General features: G+C 61.5%; 15 protein-coding genes. 13 read left to right on the top strand and 2 right to left on the bottom strand.

What is annotated here, in order from left to right; translation table 11 throughout:
• The first annotated feature begins 71 nt into the window (after window positions 1-71).
• The 13 genes from QZR30_RS24940 (at window position 72) to QZR30_RS25000 (ending at window position 18,207) form a co-directional block, all read left to right on the top strand.
• Window positions 72-2,558, top strand: coding sequence for a TonB-dependent siderophore receptor (locus QZR30_RS24940; RefSeq protein ID WP_311904452.1), 2,487 nt, complete (start codon window positions 72-74; stop codon window positions 2,556-2,558).
• 502 nt (window positions 2,559-3,060) lie between these two features.
• Window positions 3,061-4,500: an undecaprenyl-phosphate glucose phosphotransferase gene (locus QZR30_RS24945; protein WP_046068989.1), complete on the top strand. Its 1,440-nt coding sequence runs from the start codon at window positions 3,061-3,063 to the stop codon at window positions 4,498-4,500.
• The gene (locus tag QZR30_RS24950) at window positions 4,500-5,960 is read left to right on the top strand and encodes a mannose-1-phosphate guanylyltransferase/mannose-6-phosphate isomerase (RefSeq protein WP_059396877.1); all 1,461 of its coding nucleotides are present in this window, start codon (window positions 4,500-4,502) and stop codon (window positions 5,958-5,960) included. The genes QZR30_RS24945 and QZR30_RS24950 overlap by 1 nt, the downstream gene beginning before the upstream one ends.
• A complete protein-coding gene (locus QZR30_RS24955; protein ID WP_056846125.1) occupies window positions 5,960-6,871 on the top strand; it encodes a glycosyltransferase family 2 protein in 912 nt (303 codons plus the stop codon). Before QZR30_RS24950 ends, QZR30_RS24955 begins: the two co-directional genes overlap by 1 nt.
• Window positions 6,872-6,877: 6 nt before the next feature.
• Window positions 6,878-7,675: a polysaccharide biosynthesis/export family protein gene (locus QZR30_RS24960; RefSeq protein WP_311904454.1), complete on the top strand. Its 798-nt coding sequence runs from the start codon at window positions 6,878-6,880 to the stop codon at window positions 7,673-7,675.
• Window positions 7,676-7,751: 76 nt separating this feature from the next.
• A complete protein-coding gene (locus tag QZR30_RS24965; protein WP_311904455.1) occupies window positions 7,752-9,731 on the top strand; it encodes a GumC family protein in 1,980 nt (659 codons plus the stop codon).
• Window positions 9,731-10,912 carry a glycosyltransferase gene (locus tag QZR30_RS24970; protein WP_056846127.1) on the top strand — a complete coding sequence of 394 codons (1,182 nt, stop codon included), beginning with the start codon at window positions 9,731-9,733 and terminating at the stop codon, window positions 10,910-10,912. The genes QZR30_RS24965 and QZR30_RS24970 overlap by 1 nt, the downstream gene beginning before the upstream one ends.
• Window positions 10,909-12,249 carry a beta-xylosidase gene (locus QZR30_RS24975; RefSeq protein WP_046068995.1) on the top strand — a complete coding sequence of 447 codons (1,341 nt, stop codon included), beginning with the start codon at window positions 10,909-10,911 and terminating at the stop codon, window positions 12,247-12,249. Before QZR30_RS24970 ends, QZR30_RS24975 begins: the two co-directional genes overlap by 4 nt.
• A gap of 22 nt (window positions 12,250-12,271) precedes the next feature.
• The gene (locus QZR30_RS24980; RefSeq protein ID WP_311904456.1) at window positions 12,272-13,486 is read left to right on the top strand and encodes a glycosyltransferase family 4 protein; all 1,215 of its coding nucleotides are present in this window, start codon (window positions 12,272-12,274) and stop codon (window positions 13,484-13,486) included.
• On the top strand, window positions 13,477-14,580 hold the full coding sequence (locus QZR30_RS24985) for a glycosyltransferase family 4 protein (RefSeq protein ID WP_311904458.1): 1,104 nt from the start codon (window positions 13,477-13,479) through the stop codon (window positions 14,578-14,580). Before QZR30_RS24980 ends, QZR30_RS24985 begins: the two co-directional genes overlap by 10 nt.
• On the top strand, window positions 14,580-15,983 hold the full coding sequence (locus QZR30_RS24990; RefSeq protein ID WP_046068998.1) for an O-antigen ligase family protein: 1,404 nt from the start codon (window positions 14,580-14,582) through the stop codon (window positions 15,981-15,983). The genes QZR30_RS24985 and QZR30_RS24990 overlap by 1 nt, the downstream gene beginning before the upstream one ends.
• On the top strand, window positions 15,980-16,801 hold the full coding sequence (locus QZR30_RS24995; protein ID WP_056846131.1) for an acyltransferase: 822 nt from the start codon (window positions 15,980-15,982) through the stop codon (window positions 16,799-16,801). The genes QZR30_RS24990 and QZR30_RS24995 overlap by 4 nt, the downstream gene beginning before the upstream one ends.
• Complete coding sequence (locus QZR30_RS25000; protein WP_046069000.1) at window positions 16,801-18,207, top strand: lipid II flippase MurJ; 1,407 nt, start codon at window positions 16,801-16,803, stop codon at window positions 18,205-18,207. The genes QZR30_RS24995 and QZR30_RS25000 overlap by 1 nt, the downstream gene beginning before the upstream one ends.
• Before the next feature lie 59 nt (window positions 18,208-18,266).
• On the opposite strand, the gene QZR30_RS25005 is transcribed toward QZR30_RS25000, so the two are convergent.
• Window positions 18,267-18,845 carry a DUF4174 domain-containing protein gene (locus QZR30_RS25005; protein WP_059396870.1) on the bottom strand — a complete coding sequence of 193 codons (579 nt, stop codon included), beginning with the start codon at window positions 18,843-18,845 and terminating at the stop codon, window positions 18,267-18,269.
• A 152-nt stretch (window positions 18,846-18,997) separates the two neighbouring features.
• Window positions 18,998-19,630: a glutathione S-transferase N-terminal domain-containing protein gene (locus tag QZR30_RS25010; protein WP_046069002.1), complete on the bottom strand. Its 633-nt coding sequence runs from the start codon at window positions 19,628-19,630 to the stop codon at window positions 18,998-19,000.
• Between the last annotated feature and the right edge of the window lie 25 nt (window positions 19,631-19,655).

Raw genomic sequence — 19,655 nt, forward strand, 5'->3', positions numbered from 1 at the left:
CGCTCGACCTGTAAGGAAAGGCCGATCAACAGGCCGGTTTTGTCCACTTTCCTCAGGAGCATCCCGCGGTCATGCAAGCGTTCCCCTCCAAACGTTCACCTCTCAGACACGCCGTCAACGCCCTCCTCCTCGGCGCGAGCGTGGCGGCCAGCGCCCTGCCCTATACCGCAAGTGCCCAAGAGCCCGGCAACGAGCGCCCGGCCCGCGCCTGGGATATTGCCCCTGGCCCTCTGGCCGGCGCCCTTGATCAATTTGCGCGGCAGGCCGGTATCAGCCTGTCATATGACGCGGGCAGCGTGGCCGGCAAAAACAGCCTGGGGCTGAACGGTACCCTGGACCCACAATCGGCCCTGAGCCGGTTGCTTCAGGGCCAGGGGTTGCAGGCTCAAAGCCAGGGCCGGAACGCTTGGTTGCTGTTGCCTCAGCAGCAAGACAGCTCGGCGCTGAACCTGGGCGCCACCACCATCACAGGCGATCGCCTGGGCGCCACCACCGAAGGCAGCGGCTCCTACACCACCGGTGCGGTGACCATCGGCAAGGGTGAACAAAGCCTGCGACACACCCCGCAATCGGTGAGCGTGATGACCCGCAAGCTGATGGATGACCAGAACATCACCACCATCGACCAATTGCTTGAGCGCACGCCCGGCATCACCAGCTATGAATCGCCCATGGGCGGCAAGTATTTCTACTCCCGGGGCTTCAAGATGCTCGGCCAGTACCAGTTCGATGGCGTGCCGCTGGACATCGGCAAGGATTACATACAGGCCGACAGTTTCAGCGCAAACATGGCGATTTATGACCGGGTGGAAGTGCTCAAGGGGGCCGCCGGCATGCTCAAGGGCGCCGGCACCGCCAGCGGTGCAGTGAACTTCGTGCGCAAGCGGCCCCAAGCCACCCCGACCACCAGCCTCGGGCTGTCAGCGGGCACCTGGGATAACTACCACGCCGAACTCGACACCGGCGGCCCGTTGAACGACAGCGGCACGGTGCGTGGCCGCGCGGCGGTCAGCCAACAGAATCGCGGTTCCTACATGGACCTTGCCAAGCGCCAGGACCAAGCGTTTTACGCAGCCCTGGACATGGATGTCACACCCGACACCACCCTGGGCTTCGGTGCCAGCCATGAGGATGTCGACGCCACGCCGTGCTGGAGCGGCCTGCCGCGCTACCGCGACGGCAAAAGCCTCGGCCTGAGCCGCTCCACCTGCCTGGGCCAGGCCTGGAACGATTGGCAAAGCCAGCGCACCACGCTGTTCGCCGATCTGACCCATCACTTCAACGACGACTGGAAACTCAAAGTCAGCGCCGTGCATAGCCGCAACCTGCAAGACATCAAATACGCCGCCAGCGAAAGCACCGTGGACTATGGCAACCCGGCCCCTACGCTCACCAGTTACGCCGCACTGCTGGACTACGATCACAAGGACTACGGCCTGGATGCCTATATCGACGGTCAATTCGAGGCGTTTGGCCTGCAACATGAATTGATCCTCGGCGCCAACGGTAGTCGCGGCACCCAGGACGATGTCTACGCGATCCGCAACCTGCCCCAGCGCCAAAGCGTTTTCAACCCCAATCACCACTTCCCGGAACCTGCCGACGACACCTTCTGGCCCAACATGTACCGAGGCGGCACCGTCAACGAGACCGCCACGCAATACGGCGCATACGCCACCTTGCGCCTGCGCCTGGCCGAGCCCCTGATGCTGGTCCTTGGCAGTCGCGTCAGTTGGTACGAAAACCGCCGCAAATCCCTGAACCTGGCGTGGGGCGAGTGGGCCGATCAAGACGCACGCACCAAGGAAACCGGCGTGGTAACGCCGTTTGGCGCGTTGATCTATGACCTCAATGACAATATCTCGGTATACGCCAGCTACGCCGATATTTTCCAGCCACAAAGCTCCTACGCCACCGTCAGCGGTTCGGCCCTCAAGCCAAAAATGGGCGAGAACTACGAGCTTGGCATCAAGGGTGAGTGGTTTGACGGGCGCTTGAACAGTTCCCTGGCAGTGTTCCGCGCAATCGAAAAGAATGCCGCCCAAACCGACTTCGAGACCCGTTGCGGCAGCTCCTCCGACGGCTACTGCTACACCGACACAGGCAAAGTTCGCGCCCAAGGGGTGGAGGCCGAGCTCAGTGGTGAATTGCTCGAACGCCTGCAAGTGTTCGGCGGCTATACCTACACGCAGACCAAGAACCTTAAGAACATCGATAGCACAGCCGAAGGCGCGGTATCCAACACCTACGTGCCACGGCATATGCTCAGGTTGTGGGGCGACTATCAGTTGGACGGTGCGCTGTCGAAATGGACAGTCGGTGCAGGGGTTAACGCCCAAAGCAGCAACTACCGGCTGCAAACCATCAAGCTTGAACAAGCCGGATATGCGTTGTGGAATGCGCGCCTGGCGTATCAGGTAGACGACACCTGGACCGTGGCGCTCAACGGCAACAACCTGTTTGATAAAAACTACTACCAGACCGTAGGCACAGCCGGTTGGGGCAATCTCTACGGAGAGCCGCGCAACCTGACGCTGAGCCTCAAAGGCAACTTCTAAGCACTGCACATTCCCTCCTGTAGGAGCGAACTTGCTCGCGAAAACCTCACAGACGCCGCGTTTATCCAGGAAACACGCGTTATCGTTGACGTTTTCGCGAGCAAGCTCGCTCCTACTAAAAAGCCTTGCCCTTCCCCTCCTACAACGTCAGAAAGCTTTTTTTCGCCGTCGGGCAAATCCCCATGTTTGTTCCTACACTCCAAAAAGCCAGCATCAATTCTCGATTATTCTGAAAGACCCCCCACCAATGTCAATAAAGCGTCATATCATGGGGGCCTTATGAGAGCCATTGACGGCAACGGCGAAAAAAGCCAAATCATTGACACGGAACCTCAAGGAAGCCACTATTTAGCCATCACCCCGTAAATTCCTGCGCACGAACAGGCATTACGTATTACCCAGCGACAGCAGTCGTTCGATTTGCACCACTTGTAAAGCACACCTGCCTTATGGATGAGCAAACGAACAGGAACGTTCTGGTGGTGTATTGAGGATCTGATCTATGCGCGGTAAATCGTCGGTCGATAGCCTGTTTTTGACTCGCCCCGGTTTCGTTGAGTTTTTTGTCGTCTTTGTAAAACTGATCCACGGCCTCACTGCTGTGGTGCCGGCAATTATCCTGTTGTTCTATCCGGAACCTGTCGCCGAGCACATGCGCAACCACTACCTGGGCCTGCTGGTGTTCTTTGCGCTGCTGACCATCATTCTGTTCCAGGCCCTGGGGGTGTACTCCGAGGATCTGTTCAGCAATCGCCTGCGTTTTCGCGTGATGCTGGTGGCCTGGGTCTCGGCGTTTTGCATCCTGCTGTTCATGTACCAGATCCTGCTCCTGTTCCCACAGTTGAGCCCACGCAACCTGGCGGCCTGGTTCTCCATGAGCCTGGTGCTGTTTGGCGTGGAGCGGATATTGATGCTGCGCCTGTATCGCCATTTGATGAAGAACGGCAAGTTCTTGCAGCGCACGGTGATCCTGGGTTTTACCGAAACAGCGGTGCATGTGGCTGAACACCTGTCGCGCAACAGCGATATCCGTTCCGGCCTGATCGGCTTTATCGACGACCGTACCGAGCGCATTCCCAAGGAATTGAGCCGCCTGCCCTTGCTGGGCAATACCCGCGACCTGGAAAAGCTGATCCGCTCCGAACAGGTCAACCAGGTCATGATCACCCTGCCCTGGGCCGCCGAACAGCGCATCAATGGCTTGGTCAAGCGCCTGCGGCAGATGTCGGTGAACGTCATGCTGGTGCCAGACATGGCCGCCTTGCGCTATGGCCATAACCGCATCACCGATGTGGGCGGCATCCTGATGTTCAACACGTCACAGTTGCCACTGCGCGGCTGGTCGCCCTTTATCAAGCGTTGCGAAGACCTGCTGCTGGCCAGCATGGGCCTGTTGCTGTTGTCACCGCTGATGCTAGTGACCGCTATCGCGATCAAACTCGACTCCAAGGGCCCGGTGCTGTTTCGCCAGAAGCGCTTTGGCTACAACGACAACCTGATTCGCGTGTTCAAGTTCCGCTCGATGTATGTCGAGCAGACCGACCTCAACGCCGAGAACCAGACCACGCGCCTGGACCCACGCATCACCCGGGTAGGCAGGATCATTCGCAAGACCAGCATCGATGAGCTGCCACAACTGTTCAACGTGCTGCTGGGCAATATGTCGATGGTCGGCCCACGCCCCCACGCCACGGCCACCAAGGCCGCCGGTATTCCGTTCGAGCAAGCGGTCAGCGAATACAGCTCGCGCCATCGGGTCAAGCCGGGCATCACCGGCTGGGCGCAGATCAACGGCTACCGCGGCGAGACCGACACCCTGTTCAAGATCCAGAAGCGGGTCGAATACGACCTGGAATACATCGCCAAATGGTCGGTGTGGCTGGATCTGTACATCGTTTTCATGACGATTCCTGCCGTTCTTTCCACCAAGGAAGTCTATTGATGAACCCACTTAACGGCTTGATTCCCTGCATCATCTCCGGTGGTTCGGGCACGCGGCTGTGGCCGGTTTCGCGGCAGAACATGCCCAAGCCCTTCATGCGCATGCGTGACGACCAGAGCCTGTTGCAGAAGACCTTCCTGCGCGCCAGTCACTTGCCGGGGGTGGACAGCATCCTGACGGTAACCAACCGCGACCTGCTGTTTCGCACCCTTGACGACTACCGCGCGGTGAACACCCAGCGATTGGCCCTCGACCTGCTGTTGGAGCCCTTTGGCCGTAACACCGCCGCCGCCATCGCCGTGGCCGCCTTGCATGTGCAGGAACATTTCGGCGCTGACGCGCAGCTGCTGGTGATGCCCGCCGACCACCTGATCCTCGATGAAAGCGCTTTTGCCCAAGCAGTGGAAAAAGCCCGCGCACTGGCCGAGGCCGGTTATCTGGTGACCTTTGGCATCCAGCCTGACCGTGCGGAAACCGGCTTTGGCTATATAGAACAAGGGGCGCCGCTGGGTGTTGGGTTCCAGGTCCAGCGCTTTGTCGAAAAGCCCGACCAGGCCACCGCCCAAGGCTACCTGGACGGCGGCAGGCACCTGTGGAATGCCGGAATGTTCTGCTTCAAGGCTGGCACTGTGCTGGACGAATTGACCCGCCACGCACCGCAGGTCCTGGACGCAGCCAAGGCCGCACTGGAGCACAGCCAGAGCCTGCAAAACAGCAGCAGTCGCCAGCGCGAACTGAGCCCGGAAGGTTTTGGCACCGCACCGGATATCTCCATCGACGTGGCCCTGATGGAAAAATCCACTCAGGTCGCGGTGGTGCCCTGCAACATTGGCTGGAGCGATATCGGCTCCTGGGAAGCCCTGCGCGAACTCTCCCCCAGTGACGACAATGGCAACCAGATCAATGGCGAGGCCATCTTGCACGACGTGCATAACTGCTATATCGATTCGCCCAAGCGCGTACTCGGTGCAGTGGGCGTGCGCGACCTGATCATCGTCGACACCCCGGACGCACTGCTGATCGCTGACGCCCACCGCAGCCAGGATGTGCGGTATATCGTCGCCGAACTCAAGCGCCAGAATCACCCGGCGTTCAGCCTGCATCGCACTGTCACCCGCCCCTGGGGCACCTACACGGTGCTGGAAGAAAGCACGCGGTTCAAGATCAAGCGCATCGTGGTCAAGCCCAAAGGCTCGCTGTCCCTGCAAATGCACCATCACCGCAGCGAGCATTGGGTGGTGGTCAGCGGCGCAGCGATGATCACCAATGGCGAGCGGGAAATCCTGCTCAACATGAACGAGTCCACCTACATTCCTGCCGGGCACAAACACCGCCTGACCAACCCCGGCATCATCGACCTGGTGATGATCGAGGTACAGAGCGGTGAGTACCTGGGTGAAGACGACATCGTGCGCTATGACGACATCTACGGCCGTGCGCCGGTTGAAGTGAAACCCTGATGCGTACCTCCCTGATCATCCCCACCCGCAATGCGGCCAGCCATCTGGACCGCTTGCTGCCTGCCCTGCGCATGCAGACCTTGCAACCGGACGAGATGCTGGTGGTCGACAGCGCCTCCAGCGATGACACCGTGGCGCGCTTGCGCGAATTCGGCGCGCGCGTGGAAGTGATCGATGCCGGTGATTTCAATCACGGTGGCACCCGGCGCTGGGCCAGCGAGCAGGTGGGTGGCGACGCGTTGATCGTCATGACCCAGGACGCAATCCCCGCCACCGCCGAGACCTTCGCCAACCTGATCGCCGAGCTGCAACTGGAGCCGCTCAATGGCGTGGCCTATGGCAGGCAACTGCCGCACCCCGGTGCGGGTGTGCTGGGCGCCCAGTCGCGGCACTTCAATTACCCAGCGAGCAGCCGCAGCAAAAGTCTGGCCGATGCACCGCACCTGGGGATCAAGACCTGCTTCAGCTCCGACTCGTTTTCGGTGTACCGGCGCAGCGCGCTGCAGGCGGTGGGCGGCTTCCCCCAGGATGTGATCGGCAGCGAAGACGCCTACGTCGCCGCACGCATGTTGCTGGCCGGCTACCAGGTGCGCTACGCCGCCAGCGCGCTGGTGTATCACTCCCACGATTACCGCTTGCTGGAAGAGTTTCGCCGCTACTTCGATATCGGTGTGTTCTACGGCCGCGAGCCGTGGATTCGCCAGGCGTTTGGCGACGCCGGCGGTGAAGGCAAACGTTATGTACTGGCCGAACTGCGCGCATTGCGCGAGGCCAATGCGCTGCACCGCGCGCCCGAAGTGGTGGTGCGCAGTGCCTTTAAATTGCTGGGTTATCGCCTCGGCCACCTTGAACGCTACTTGCCCAACTCGCTTAAACGGCGCCTGGGCATGTTTTCCACCTACTGGACTTGAGCCGTCATGAAGACTATCAACCGACGTTCCCGTCTTACCCTGTTCAGCCTCTTGAGCGCCTCAATCTGGCTGGCGGGTTGTTCGACCCCCGCGCGGGTGCCGCTTCCTGACAACAATACGCTCAAGGCCGGCCATCAAGCGGCGCTGACCCTGGCCGACCTGCCACCGCCGCAGGTGCTGATCCAGAGCGGCGACTCGCTGCGGATCGTGCGTGATGCCCAGGAACCGGCGGCGGCCGATGATATGACCCTGTTCGTGGTGCGCCCCGACGGCGTGATCTCGGTGCCCAATATTGGCCGGGTCAAGGCCGCCTTGCGCACGCCCGAAGACCTGGGCAAGGAAATCACCGAGAAGTACAAGCGCATTTACCGTGAACCGGCGGTGACGGTAAACATCGCCAGCGCACCGAGCAACAAGGTGTTTATCGGCGGTGCGGTGCCCAACCCGGCGTTTTTTGACCTGGCCGGCAACGTCAGCGTCGAGCAGGCGCTGCTCAGTTCCGGTGGTGTATTGCCCTCGGCGGATGCCTCCAACGTGGCCTTGATGCGCACCGGCCCGGATGGCAAGTACAGGACGTATTTCATCAGCCTGGAAAGCATGTTGACCAACGCCAATCACCCACGGGTGGCGTTGCAGCGCGGCGACTTGATCTTTGTGCCGCAGTCGGGCATCGGCGCGACGGTGGAGGCCGTGGATATGTACTTCACCAAGCTGTTTCCGGTTAGCAAAGGGGTTGGACTGGGCTTGAATTATCAGCTCAATGGCAACAAGTCCGGCGATACCTATATCAGCGCTCCACAATGATTATGACGCAGGCTTTGTATCACTTGAGCACGCCGATTTCATTCGACGAACAACATCTATCCAATGGAGTGATCCTGTGATCGAAATCCGCTCTCTTCGCGACCTGCTGCGGCTGTTTTTCATCTACCGCCGCGAATTCAAACTGGCAGTGATCACCACGATTGTCGTCGCGGTGCTCGGTGCCTTCCTGCTGCCGGCTCGCTACGAGTCCGACGCGCGCTTGCTGGTCAAGCCAGGGCGGGACAACACCACGTTGCCGATCGAAGCCGCCAACCGCCAGACGCTGATTGCCCCGAGCACCCAGCACGACCCGATTGTCGACGAAGAAAAAATGCTCACGGGCCGGCCCATTGTGCATATCGTTGCCGAGCGCTATATGGCGATGACCACCGAACCGCCACAAGGCTTCTGGAAGGTCACCAAGTTCTACGTCAAAAAAGGCGTTGGCGAAGTCATCAATGCCGTGCGCAGCGTGCTGCAGTTCGTAGGCCTTGCCGAGAAACAAAGCCCGCTTGAACGCCTGGCGACCTCGCTGGAGAAGAACTTCAAAGCCGGTCACGAGCCGGGCTCTTCGGTGATCGAGATTTCCTTCACCTGGGACGACCCGGCGGTGGCGCAAAAAATCGTCGAGGAATGGGTCAATGCCTACCTTGAGGAACGTGCGCGGATCCTCGGGCGCAAAAGCCTGCATACCTTCTATGAAACCGAGCGCGCCAAGGTGGCGGAAAATATCCAAAGCCTGAAGGACCAACTGCAAGGCCGTCTGAAGCAGATCGATTCGATCAGTGTCGATGCGCGCCTGAAGAACCTGACCAGCCAGATCGACCGCGTCACCGACGCCAAGGTCAGCGCACAAAACCAAATCTCCGGGATTCGCAGCCTCCTGGCCAACGCCAGCCAGCAGATCAAGAGCCAGCCGGCGGACGTGGTGACGATGCGCGAAACCAGCCTCAACCCCACCCAACTGGACCTCAAGCGCCAGCTCAATGCGCTGCAAGTGGAGCGAGCACGCCTGCTGCGCACCTACCTGCCGGGCACGCCGCAGGTCAATCAGATTGAGCAGAACATCCGCGACATGGAGGCTCTCAGCGCCCAGGAAGCCACACGCCTGGAGCGCTCGCAAAACACCGCGCCCAACAGCCTGGTGATCAACATCAAGCAGCAAGTGATCGACGCCCAATTGCAAGAGCGCAAACTGGCCGGCGAAATCGAGAACTACGACAAGACCCTCGCCGAGCTGCGCGACCAGCGTGACAAGGCGATGACCGATGAGCCGGAACTCAACAAGCTGAGCCAACAACTGCGCGCCGCCGAAAAAAGCTACGCCTTGTACTCGGACAATCTTGAACAGGCGCGAATCGACCACGAACTGGACAACAGCCAGATCAGCAACATCGCCCTGATCGAACATGCCACCCTGAACCCGTCACGCGTGTTTCCCAAGAGCCTGCTGATTCTGTTGTTCACCATTCCCGCCGGCGTGGCCGTGGGCTTCTTGACCATCTATGTGCTGTACCTGCTGGACCAACGCATCCACGACGGCACCCGGTTGCAGGAGATGTTCCATGTGCCGCTGTGGAGCAGCATCCCCGACGTGCAAGACGCAACGCCGGCAGCAGTCACCGCCAGCCTCTATCGCCTCTACAGCCTGCTGCCCCTGGAGCGCATCGCCAGTGAAGGCTTTGCCCTGGGCCTGACCTCGGCGCGGCATGGCGAGGGCGTGACGTTTATCGTCGAGCAGCTCAAGCGTCTGTTGGAAGAGCGTGGCCACCGCGTATCGGTCAATGGGGCAAACGCGCCCACGCCGGGTGAAGTGCTGTTGCTGGATGCCTCGGCCTTGTCGTCCAACCCCCAGGCCTTCCTGATCCTGCGCCGCGCCGACCAGATCGTACTGGTGATCGAAGCTCGCACCAGCACAGTGCCGACCATCGAAAATGCTGTGTCACTGCTGACCACCGCGTTTGGCAAAGTCGACGGCATGATCCTCAACCGCCGCCGCTTTGAAGTGCCGGCCAAGGTCCTGGCACGAATCAACAGCTGGCGCGGTGCGGCCTGATGCGTATCGCGCTGCTGGCACCGCTGCCACCGGAGCAGACCGGGATCGCCGATTACGCCGCGCACTTGCGTAGCGCGCTGATCGAACTGGGTCTTGAGGTGGTGACCCCCCTCGCGGGCTGCCAGGACCTGCCTGAACAATTGCGGCGTCTGCAGGCCTTTGACTGGAGCGGCGTGGACCTGGTCCATGCCGAGCTGGGGGGTGGGCGCTTCGGTGAGTTCCAGGCGCTGGACTATCTGCGCCGGGCGCAACCGCACCTGCCTTTGACCGCCACGGTGCATGACCCGGAGCGCCTGATCTGGCGTCGGGCCAAGCTGTTTTTCCCCTTGAGCCTGCTCGAGCGCCTGCCCCACCCGCTGCCCCAGGCAGCAGCACTGCTGGCCGACCCGCTGACCTTGCACGAAGAACGGCGCCTGGCTAAAGGCATGCGCCGCCTGATCACCCTCACCCGCCTCGGCGGCGACTGCCTGCGCCAACGCATGGGTCTGCGCCCGCAGCAAGTGGCGGTGATTGCCCACGGCAACCTGCCCATCGCGCCCCAGGACTTGCCGCCACTTGCGCCGTTGCGTCTGTTGTATTTCGGTTTTATCTATCGCGGCAAGGGCATTGAGGACCTGCTTCAGGCCCTGGCCCAGTCACTCGCCGCCCATCCTCAATGCCGAGGTCAGGTACGCCTGACCCTGGCCGGCGGCACCGCCCCGGAAATGACCTTTGACCCAGCCGGTAACTACCTCGAGGGCCTGCGCCAACAGATCAGCACGCTGCACCTGGAAGATGTGGTGGACTGGCAACTGGACCTGCCATCAGCGCAGATCGCCGCTACGATCCAGGCGCACCATGTGATGGTGCTGCCCTACCGCGAATCGAAAAAACTCGGTTTCCTGGGACAGATGCGTGGCACCAGCGGCGCGCTGTCGTGGGCCAATGCCTGCGGGCGCGGGGTGATCACCTCCAACGCCCGTGCCTTTGCCGAAGAGGTGGCCGGCGGCAATGGCATCACCTATCAGCAGGGCGATATCGCTTCCTTGAGCAACGCCTTGAACCGCTTGATCCTTGACCCGCAACAGGCCCGGCAATGGGCCGCCCAGGCCGGGGAAATCGGCCGCCAGCGCCAGTGGGCCAACACGGCCCAACGTTTTGCCGAACTCTTTCGGGATGCTTGTGAGGAGCCGTTGCGATGAAGATTTCATCTGTTCGCCCGATGTGGCGTTATCTGCCGCTGGTGCTGTCAATCGCCGTCGGTGGCGCCCTGCTGTCGAGTGAAAAAGTCGATGCACAACCGGTGAACCTGGCCCCGGAGCGCAGCGTGACATGGAAGGACTTTCTTGGCGTAAATGCGCACTTTCTGTGGTTCAAGCCCGAACAGTACCGCGAGCAGATCAGCCAATATAAGAAGCTGGGATTGCAATGGGTGCGGGTCGACCTGCACTGGGATCGCCTGGAGCCCAAGGAAGAGGGTTATCAGCTCAGCACTTTCGATGAACTGGAGCGCACCCTGAGCGCCGAAAAAATCCGCTCGGTGTTTTACCTGGTGGGCTCGGCGCCCTTTATCACCACCGCCCCCAAGGGCGCGCCGTTCCAGGATCAATATCGACCACGGGACGCCGACGTCTATGCAAAGCGCCTGGCGCTCCTGGCCAAACGCTACCCGAATATTGATGCCTGGCAGGTGTGGAACGAACAGAACCTGCCGAACAACTGGCGCCCCAAAGTCAACGCCAAGGAGTACGGGCAATTGTTATTGGCCAGTCACCAGGCCTTGAATATTGCCGCGCCTGGCAAGCTGCAGGTCATGGGCGGCATGGCGTACTACAGCCAGATGCCGCCCCGTGGCAAAAGCCTGATGTTTGAAGCGCTCGGCGCATTGGGGGTGCAAACCCTGGGCATGGTCGCGGCCTATCACCCCTATTCGATGACCCCGGAAACCGATGAGCCGGGCAAGAACGAAGTGCTGCTGCGCGGCGATCAACTCAATGCAATGCTGCATGGCGCCGGGATCAAGCAGGTATGGGCCACTGAATGGGGCTGGTCCAGCTATGCCGGGCCCAAGGAGATGCAGGACCTGATCGGTATCGACGGGCAAGCCGACTACACTTTGCGCCGCCTGGCCTTGATGGCGTCCCAGGACTACCAGAAGATTTTCCTGTTCGCCCTCTCCGACCTCGATGAACGTGCCTCGCCGCGGGACCAGCATTACGGCCTGCTGGACCTCAACGGCGAGCCGAAACCGGTGTACACCGCCCTCGCCCGCTTCCTCGAGATCACCGGCCCCACTCTTCAACCCGGCGCCACGCCGCAGCTCAAGGACTTACCGGACAGTTTCTACAGCGTGGCCTGGACTCGGCCTGACGGCAAGCACCTGCTGATGTACTGGAGTGCCGAAGGCAGCAGCATCAGCCTGCCTGGGATCAAACGCGCAGAACTGCTGGACCCGTTGACCGGAGCCCGACAGACCCTGAGTGACGACAATGGCATTCGCCCCGTGGTGAAGCCGAGTTTGCAGATACTGGTGTGGTAGCGCCGGGCATGGAGAGCGACACATGAGAATCCTATGGATTGTGCCCTACCTGCCGTGGCCGACCACCAGCGGCGGCAAGACCCGGCAGTACCATTTGCTGCGCACCTTGAGTGAGCGCGGGCATCGCATCACGCTGCTGGCGCAATCGAAGACGCCGGCCGATGACGCGGCGCATGCCGCCCTTGAGCCGTTGCTCGAGCGCTTGATCGTGGTGCCGCGCCGGCCACTGAAACACCCGCTGACCCTGCTCGCTGGCGTGTTCGCGCCGTGGCCGCTGTTGACCACGGTCAACGGCCTGTCCGCACCGTTGCAGGCGCAATTTGCACAACTGTTGAACGAACACTGGGACGTGATTCAGATGGAACACAGCTACAGCCTGCAGCCGTTCATGCGTACCTTGCAGCAGCGTCGGCGCGCGTTTGTGCTGACCGAGCACAACCTGGAATCAAGCCTCGGCGGCGCCACTTACGACCGCTTCCCTAAGTGGGCCGGGCCGTTCGTGCGGTACGACCAATGGCGCTGCCGACAGTGGGAGCGCAAGGCGTTCGATGCCGCCGCCCATGTGATCGCGGTGACCGAGGCGGATGCCCAGGCCATGCGACCGCTATCCTCGACGCCGGTGAGCGTGGTGGTCAATGGGGTCGACAGCCGCGCCTTTGCCGAGGTCAGTGCCGACGCACAAAGCCAGCGCTTGTTGTTTGTCGGCAACTACGAATACGCGCCAAACCTGGACGCCGTGCAGTGGCTGCTTGAGGAGATTTTCCCCAGGGTCTGGCGGCAGTGCCCGAACGCGCGCCTGGCGGTTGCCGGTTACGGCTTGCCCGAACACTGGCGCAACCGCTGGCCAGATGAGCGTATCGAGTGGCTGGGATTCGTTCCCGACCTGTGCACCTTGCAACGCCGCTGTGCCGGGTTTGTCGCCGCGTTGCGCCACGGCGGCGGCTCCAAGCTCAAGGTGTTGGAAGCGATGGCCGCCGGCTTGCCGCTGGTCAGCACTGCACAGGGCGTCTCCGGCTTGGCAGTACAGCCACAGACCCATTACCTGTCGGGCGAAAGCGCCGAGGCATTGGCCGACGCCATCGTACGCTTGCTGGATGAACCGTCGCTGGCCCGGCAACTGGCTGATGCGTCACGCGATTACGCACGTCGCTATCACGACTGGGCGGTGGCCGGTAACGAACTGGAGCACATCTACCGCACCTTGCCCACCTCCAAGGAGCCTCAACCATGCGCGTAGCCCTGGACTATCGCCCCGCCACGGTTGCACCGTCGTCGGGCATTGCCCGCCAGGTCCTGGCCCTGGAGCACGCCCTGCGCGCACGGGCCAATACCGAAGTGTTGCTGTTCAGCGAAGCTCCCCTGGATCACCCGCAACGCCAGATCGCCGTTTGCCCGACCTGGGCCAGCCCGCTGGACGGCCTGCAGCGCCCACAAGTGCGCCTGGGTTTCGAGCGCAGGTTCTTGCCCAAGGCCTTGCACGCGCAGCAGATCGACCTCTACATCGCCACGGCCAATATGGGCTTGCCGCTATGTCGCAAACCCGCCGGCACCCGCTATGTGCTGGTGCTGCATGACCTGTTTCAGCTGACCCACCGTAACTTTCATCGCTCCAGGCTCAAGGCCCTGGCCTATCGCTTGATTGACGGCGCCTCGATTGCCTGGTCGGTGTGGCAGGCTGACCGGGTGTGGTGCCCTTCGCAGTTTTCCTGCAACGAAGCCTCCCGGGTGTTCCCCTGGGCCCGGGCGAAGTTCCGGGTGCTGAGCAACCTGGTACCCGAATTGAATGCAGCGCCAGAGCCGCTGCCGGTAAGCCTGCCGGCGCGTTACTGGTTGGTGGTGGGCACCCGGGAGCCGCGCAAGAACATGGTGTTTTTCCTGCGCCAGTGGCAGGCCTGTCGTGCGGTGAACCCTGACGTGCCGGACATGGTGCTGGTGGGCCACGCCAGCGATGTACCGGCGGACCTCGGCGAACTGCCGGGCCTGCATTGGTGCAGCGGTTTATCGGACGGCCAACTGCAAGCACTTTACCGGCATGCCGCATGCCTATGGCAGCCTTCCTATGCCGAGGGCTTTGGCCTGCCGGTGGTGGAAGCCTTGAGTGTCGGTACGCAGGTGGCGGTAGCACGCGGCTCCGCCCTCGACGAAGTCGCGCCGCCCAGCGCACCGCGCTTCGACCCGCATGACGCCGGGCAACTGCAAAACGTCATGCGACAACTGGCAGCCCCCGAGGCAACGGTAAACCCGCAACCGCAAATCGACTGGGCCCGGCAATTTGCCGAGCCCGCCTATCGCTCGCGTCTGGACACTTTGCTCAAGGAATTGGACCGCTAATGCTGCCAGGAAAATTCGTTAGTCTGCTCCTGGGCCTGGTCTTCGGCGGCTTGCTGTTGGCCCTTTCGCCGATAAAGGTCCTGCTGGTCGTGGCCGGCATGGGCGTGGCCTTGACCCTGATCCGCTTTCCCCTGTGGGGCTTGCTGATTTTCGCCGTGTTGGCCACCAGCATTCCCTACACCACTTTGGAACTGGGGATCCGCACCACCGTGAGTGAAGCGGTGCTGGGGCTGACCTGGGTCGGGGTGTTCTGGCAGTCGTTTATCGGCAAGACCCGTGGCTTGATACTGTGGCGTCCGACCGAGCGCGCGCTGATGTGGCTGATGCTGTTCAGCACCATTCCGTTTATCTGGGGCATGGTTATCATCCATGCCGAAGGCAATGGACCGGTGAACTGGGTGCGCTGGCTGATGAACCTGTCGTTGCTGTTTATCGTGCCGTTGCTGCTACGCACCGACGCCGACCGCGACAAGGTCGTGGTCGCCCTGCTGCTGGGTAACCTGGCGATGCTGTTGCTGTCGATTTTCATGTTTCTGAAGACACGCAACGCGATGTCGATGATCGATATCCTCACCGACCTCAAGTATGCCCACCCGGAAGCGGTGAAGGATATTTTCTCCGCCAACTACACGCGCATGGCCTCGCCCTGGGTGCACCCCAACCTGACCGGCGGCGTGCTGGTGCTGTTTATTCCCCTGGCGCTGTTCTATGGCTGGACCCGCAGCGGCTGGCGTCGGGCGCTGGGCCTGGCGGTGGCGGTGCTGGGTTGCGCCGGCCTGCTGCTGAGCATTTCCCGTGGCGCCATCGTGGCCCTGGCGCTGGTCTTGATCTGGCTGACCTACAAGCGCGTGCCTAACAGCGGGCGCATCATCGGTATCGGGTTGGCGTTTGGCATCGCGCTGGTGATGTTCTATCCGCCGCTGCAGGAGCGCTTGATGACCATCTTCTCGACCACCAACGCCAGTACCGAAATCCGCTTCGACGAATACGCCAGGTTCCCCGACGCCATGTCGAAATTCCCCCTGGGGATCGGCTTCAAGATCGACCCGCCCGTACCCGGCAGCAACCTGTTGGGGATCTCCAACCTGTGGCTGAACTTCATCTACAAGGTCGGTATTCCAGGAATGTTGTTGTTTATCACCGTCACTGTGCTGTGGTGGCGGGAAGTGCGGCCCCTGGGCCAGGTGCGCAAGGTCACCGCCGACAACGCCCTGTGGCTGGGATGCATTTGTGGCGTGTTGGCAGCGCTGCTGACGGGGCTTTTCGACCACTATTTCAGCTTCACCTTTGTATTGATCGCACTGTTCTGGCTGTTGATGGGCATGAGCCTGCAACAGGTGCGCCTGCGCCCCACCGTTACCAGCGCTGTTCCTGTTATTGCGCCAAAGGATGACCAACCATGAAGCACCGGATAATTCACTCTACCGATTTGCGCGACCGCCTCCCTATGCTGGCCGGTGAACTCGGCGTAAGCCTGCCCGACCTGGAAGAAGCGCTGGATTGGTGCCTGGCCAACGACGTGGTGTTTGAAGACGGCGAAGGCGAGAACAAGCGCTTCTGGATCAGCTCCATCGACCTGGAACCCGCCCTTGAGCACCCGGTTGCCCGCCGCCTGTTCCACCGTCTGAAACAGGACCTGCCGTGCCAGCTGCTGCCGCGCTACGGCAAAAACTGGGCAACTATCAAGGATCGCTGGCGCAACGCCTGGGACATGGCCTACAACATCTTGATCAACAAAATCCCCAGCCACCATGTGCGCATTGCCTGGCTGCGCCTGGGGGGTGCGAAGATCGGCAAGGGCTCAAGCCTATGGCGTAACACCGAAGTGCTGGGCATCCACAATCTGGTAGTTGGTGACGATTCGGTGATCGGCTGGCATTGCCAGGTGGACGCACGCGCCGGGCTGGTGATCGGCAACCACGTGGCGATTGCCTCTCACGTGCTGATCATCGCTGGCAGTCATGATTTGCAGGCGCCGGAGTTCTGGTCGATTTCCGGGTCAATCTACATCGACGACTACGTGTGGATCGGCAGCCGTGCCTTGATCGGTTTCGGCACCCATCTGGGCCATGGTTCGGTGATAAGCGCCAACACCGTAGTGGCCAAAGCCGTGGCCCCCTACAAAATCATTGGCGGTACTGGTGCCAAAATCATGGGTGAACGTTGCCATGATCTGAACTATAAGGTGGGTGGCAAGGGCCTGTTCACCCTGTTCCATTGATGTTCGGCAGCACCCTCTGGCTGACCCTGGCGACCCTCGCCGGGCTGGTGGCCGGTTTTGCCCGCGAATGGCTGCTGGTGGCGGCTTGGGGCGCTGGTAGTCGCAGCGACGGGTTTCTGGTGGCGGTGTTTTTGCCCGAAGCGCTGCGCATGACCCTGGCCGCCGGCTTGCTCGCAGCGGCAGCCCTGCCCCTTTATCAACAACGCGACCCACAACGCCAGCAAGCCTGGCTGGCCAGCCTGTCTCCACGCCTGCTGGGCGTGGGCCTGGGCCTGTTTGCCGTGCTGGCGCTGGGCGCGCCGCTGTGGGTGCGCCTGATCGGTCCCGGCCTGGACGCTGCGGCCCACGCCGAAGCCGCCGCCAACTTGCGCTGGCTGGCCGCCTGTGCGCCGGGCCTGATGATGCATGCCTTGTTCAGTATTCCGTTGCAGGCACGCCAACGTTTTGTCCTGCCAGGGCTGGGCTCGTTATTGTTTAACCTGCCGCCGGTGCTGTACCTGTTTATCCGTGGCAGCGCCAGCGACAGCGCCGAACTGGCCATGTGCTTTTTTGCCGGCAGTGTATTGATGTGCCTGCCATTGCTGGCGCCGGTCTGGTCCTTCGGCTGGCGGCCGTGGCAGGTCACTGGAGAAGCCCTGGCAGGCCGCGAATTGCTGGGGCGCATCGGGCCATTGCTGGCCAGCAATGTCGCCAGCCAGGGCCTGGCATTGCTCGAGCGATTGATCGCCAGTTACCTGGGGGAAGGCGCCGTCACTTGGGTCAACCTGGCGCGCAAACTGATCAATCTGCCCTTGATCGCCCTGATGAGCCTCAACCAGGTACTGCTGGGCATGATGAGCGGCGAACAAGGCCAGCAGCGCCTGGCTCTACTGCGCCGGGGCCTTGATGCAGCAACCCTGCTCAGCCTGCCCGCCGCCCTCGGCCTGATCGGCGCCAGCCCCGTGCTGATTCATCTGCTGATGCCCGCCCAAAGCGCCGACGGCCCACTGCCGGCGCTGCTGGCCTGGTTCGCGACGCCATTGGTGTTCGGCGCCTGGAACGCCATGCTTGCCCGCTACGCCTATGCCGGCGGCGACACGCGTCTACCGTTGCGGTGCGAACTGCTGGGCAGTGTGATCAACGCCATACTCCTGCTGCTGTTGCCGTACTTTTTTGGCCTGCCGGGTATTGCACTGGCGGCGTTGGGCGGGGTTGTCGTCACCAATCTGCTGTTGATGCAACGCCAGCAATTGCTTGGGCAACTGGGCTGGCCGCTGCAATGGGGGCTGAGTGCAGTGTTATTGGGCTTTGCAGCCGTCATATTGCACCCGCTGCACAATGACGGCTGGCAACTGGGCCTGAGTACCTTGACGAGTGCACTGGTATTAGGGGGATTGGCTGGGTGGTTCAAACCATGGAAAGCGTGAAGTAGAACCACCGCTGCAACTGCCTGCGCAGGAGCTGGTAAGCCAGCTCCTGCGCGGACTCAGTCATCCAGCTGTTGAGGAGCAGCCTGCTTGGCTGCCTTACCCGTTTTGGGAGCGTTCTTGCCAGGTGCAGGTTCTGGCGCAGCCGGCGCGGTCGGCGCAGCCGCTTCTTTCTCGGCCATTGGCATCTGGTCGATAGCGCTGAAAAACTCCTTGAGGTCGAGGGTGTCCGGCGGCACGGTCTTCTCGAGTTTCTTCTCGCCGTCCTTGCCGATCAGGATCACTTTGGTGCCACTGCCGGCACCCAGCTTGAGGGCGCGGATCAGTGCGTTGGTTTCCGGTGGCGTGAGTTTCTTGTTGTCCTTGGCTTCCTTGGCGAACTTCTCACCTTCGGCGCCGATGCTGCCGAACTTCACGGTATAGAACACCATGTTGCGCTCTTCAAAGGACTGCTTGGTGGCAGGCTCGTCCAGTTGTTTCCTGAGAGTCGCCAAGGTGTCGTTGCCGGAATCCAGCTCCACCACCACCAGCGGCCGGGCCTTGCCCAGGTCCTGCTTGAGCGGATCGATATCATCAGCGGCCAGCAACGGCCCCGTAAAAGCCATCAAGGTAGCCAGGGTCAGCGACCGGATGAGCATGCGCACCTCCTTTGAATTCCATGCAGGGTTCTTGAGTTTCATGTCTGCGACAGCCAAATTCAAGGATGATTCCTACACCACCATGAGAAGCGTAGGTCAGGACACCCGCAACGCAAGGGTTGGGAGCTGACCAGGGCCATTGTTTCTTCTGGTTACGAGACCTTCCACTGCGGCCAATGCCGGGCAAAAACGGGCGCGACAACAGGGTCGGCGTCCACTCGTTCCAGGGTCTGCGCAAACCCCGGCGCCAGTCTTGCGAGCTCCTCACGCGCCTCATCCCAACGTGACACTGCCGCCGCCATGATACCCAGTGCATTCGGCACACCGGTGGGCGTGAACAACTGGTCGGCAAACTGCTCGGCGAACACCACCCACGCCTGATGCAGATAGCGCCGAGTACCCGCAATCAATTGTGCTTGCAGCGCCTCATCCGCGTTGCCCAACCAGCGTTGCGGGTAGTCGATGATGCCGATTGCCGAATAGCAATTGGCGGCGATGTACAGCAGGCCGCGCAAGATCTGCGTGCGATTGCCGGCCAGCAGCTCGGCTTCGGGATATTCCAGGCCCAGGTGGATCAGGATAGCGGCGCTTTCGGTCAGTACCTGGCCGTCGGGAGTGACCAGGGTGGGGATCTGTTTCAGCGGATTGATGCGCGCGAGCGCGTCGCTGCCCTCGCCTTCCTGCCAGGAACTAGCGTCCACGCGATGCCACGGCACCGCGCAACGCTGCAGGGCAATTTCGATCATGCAGGAACCGGACTCGTCGGTGCCGTAGAGTGTGTACATGGGCCTTTGCTCCTTATCGCAGCAT

It is taken from the genome of Pseudomonas sp. rhizo25 (assembly GCF_031931935.1).
GTDB lineage: Bacteria > Pseudomonadota > Gammaproteobacteria > Pseudomonadales > Pseudomonadaceae > Aquipseudomonas > Aquipseudomonas synxantha.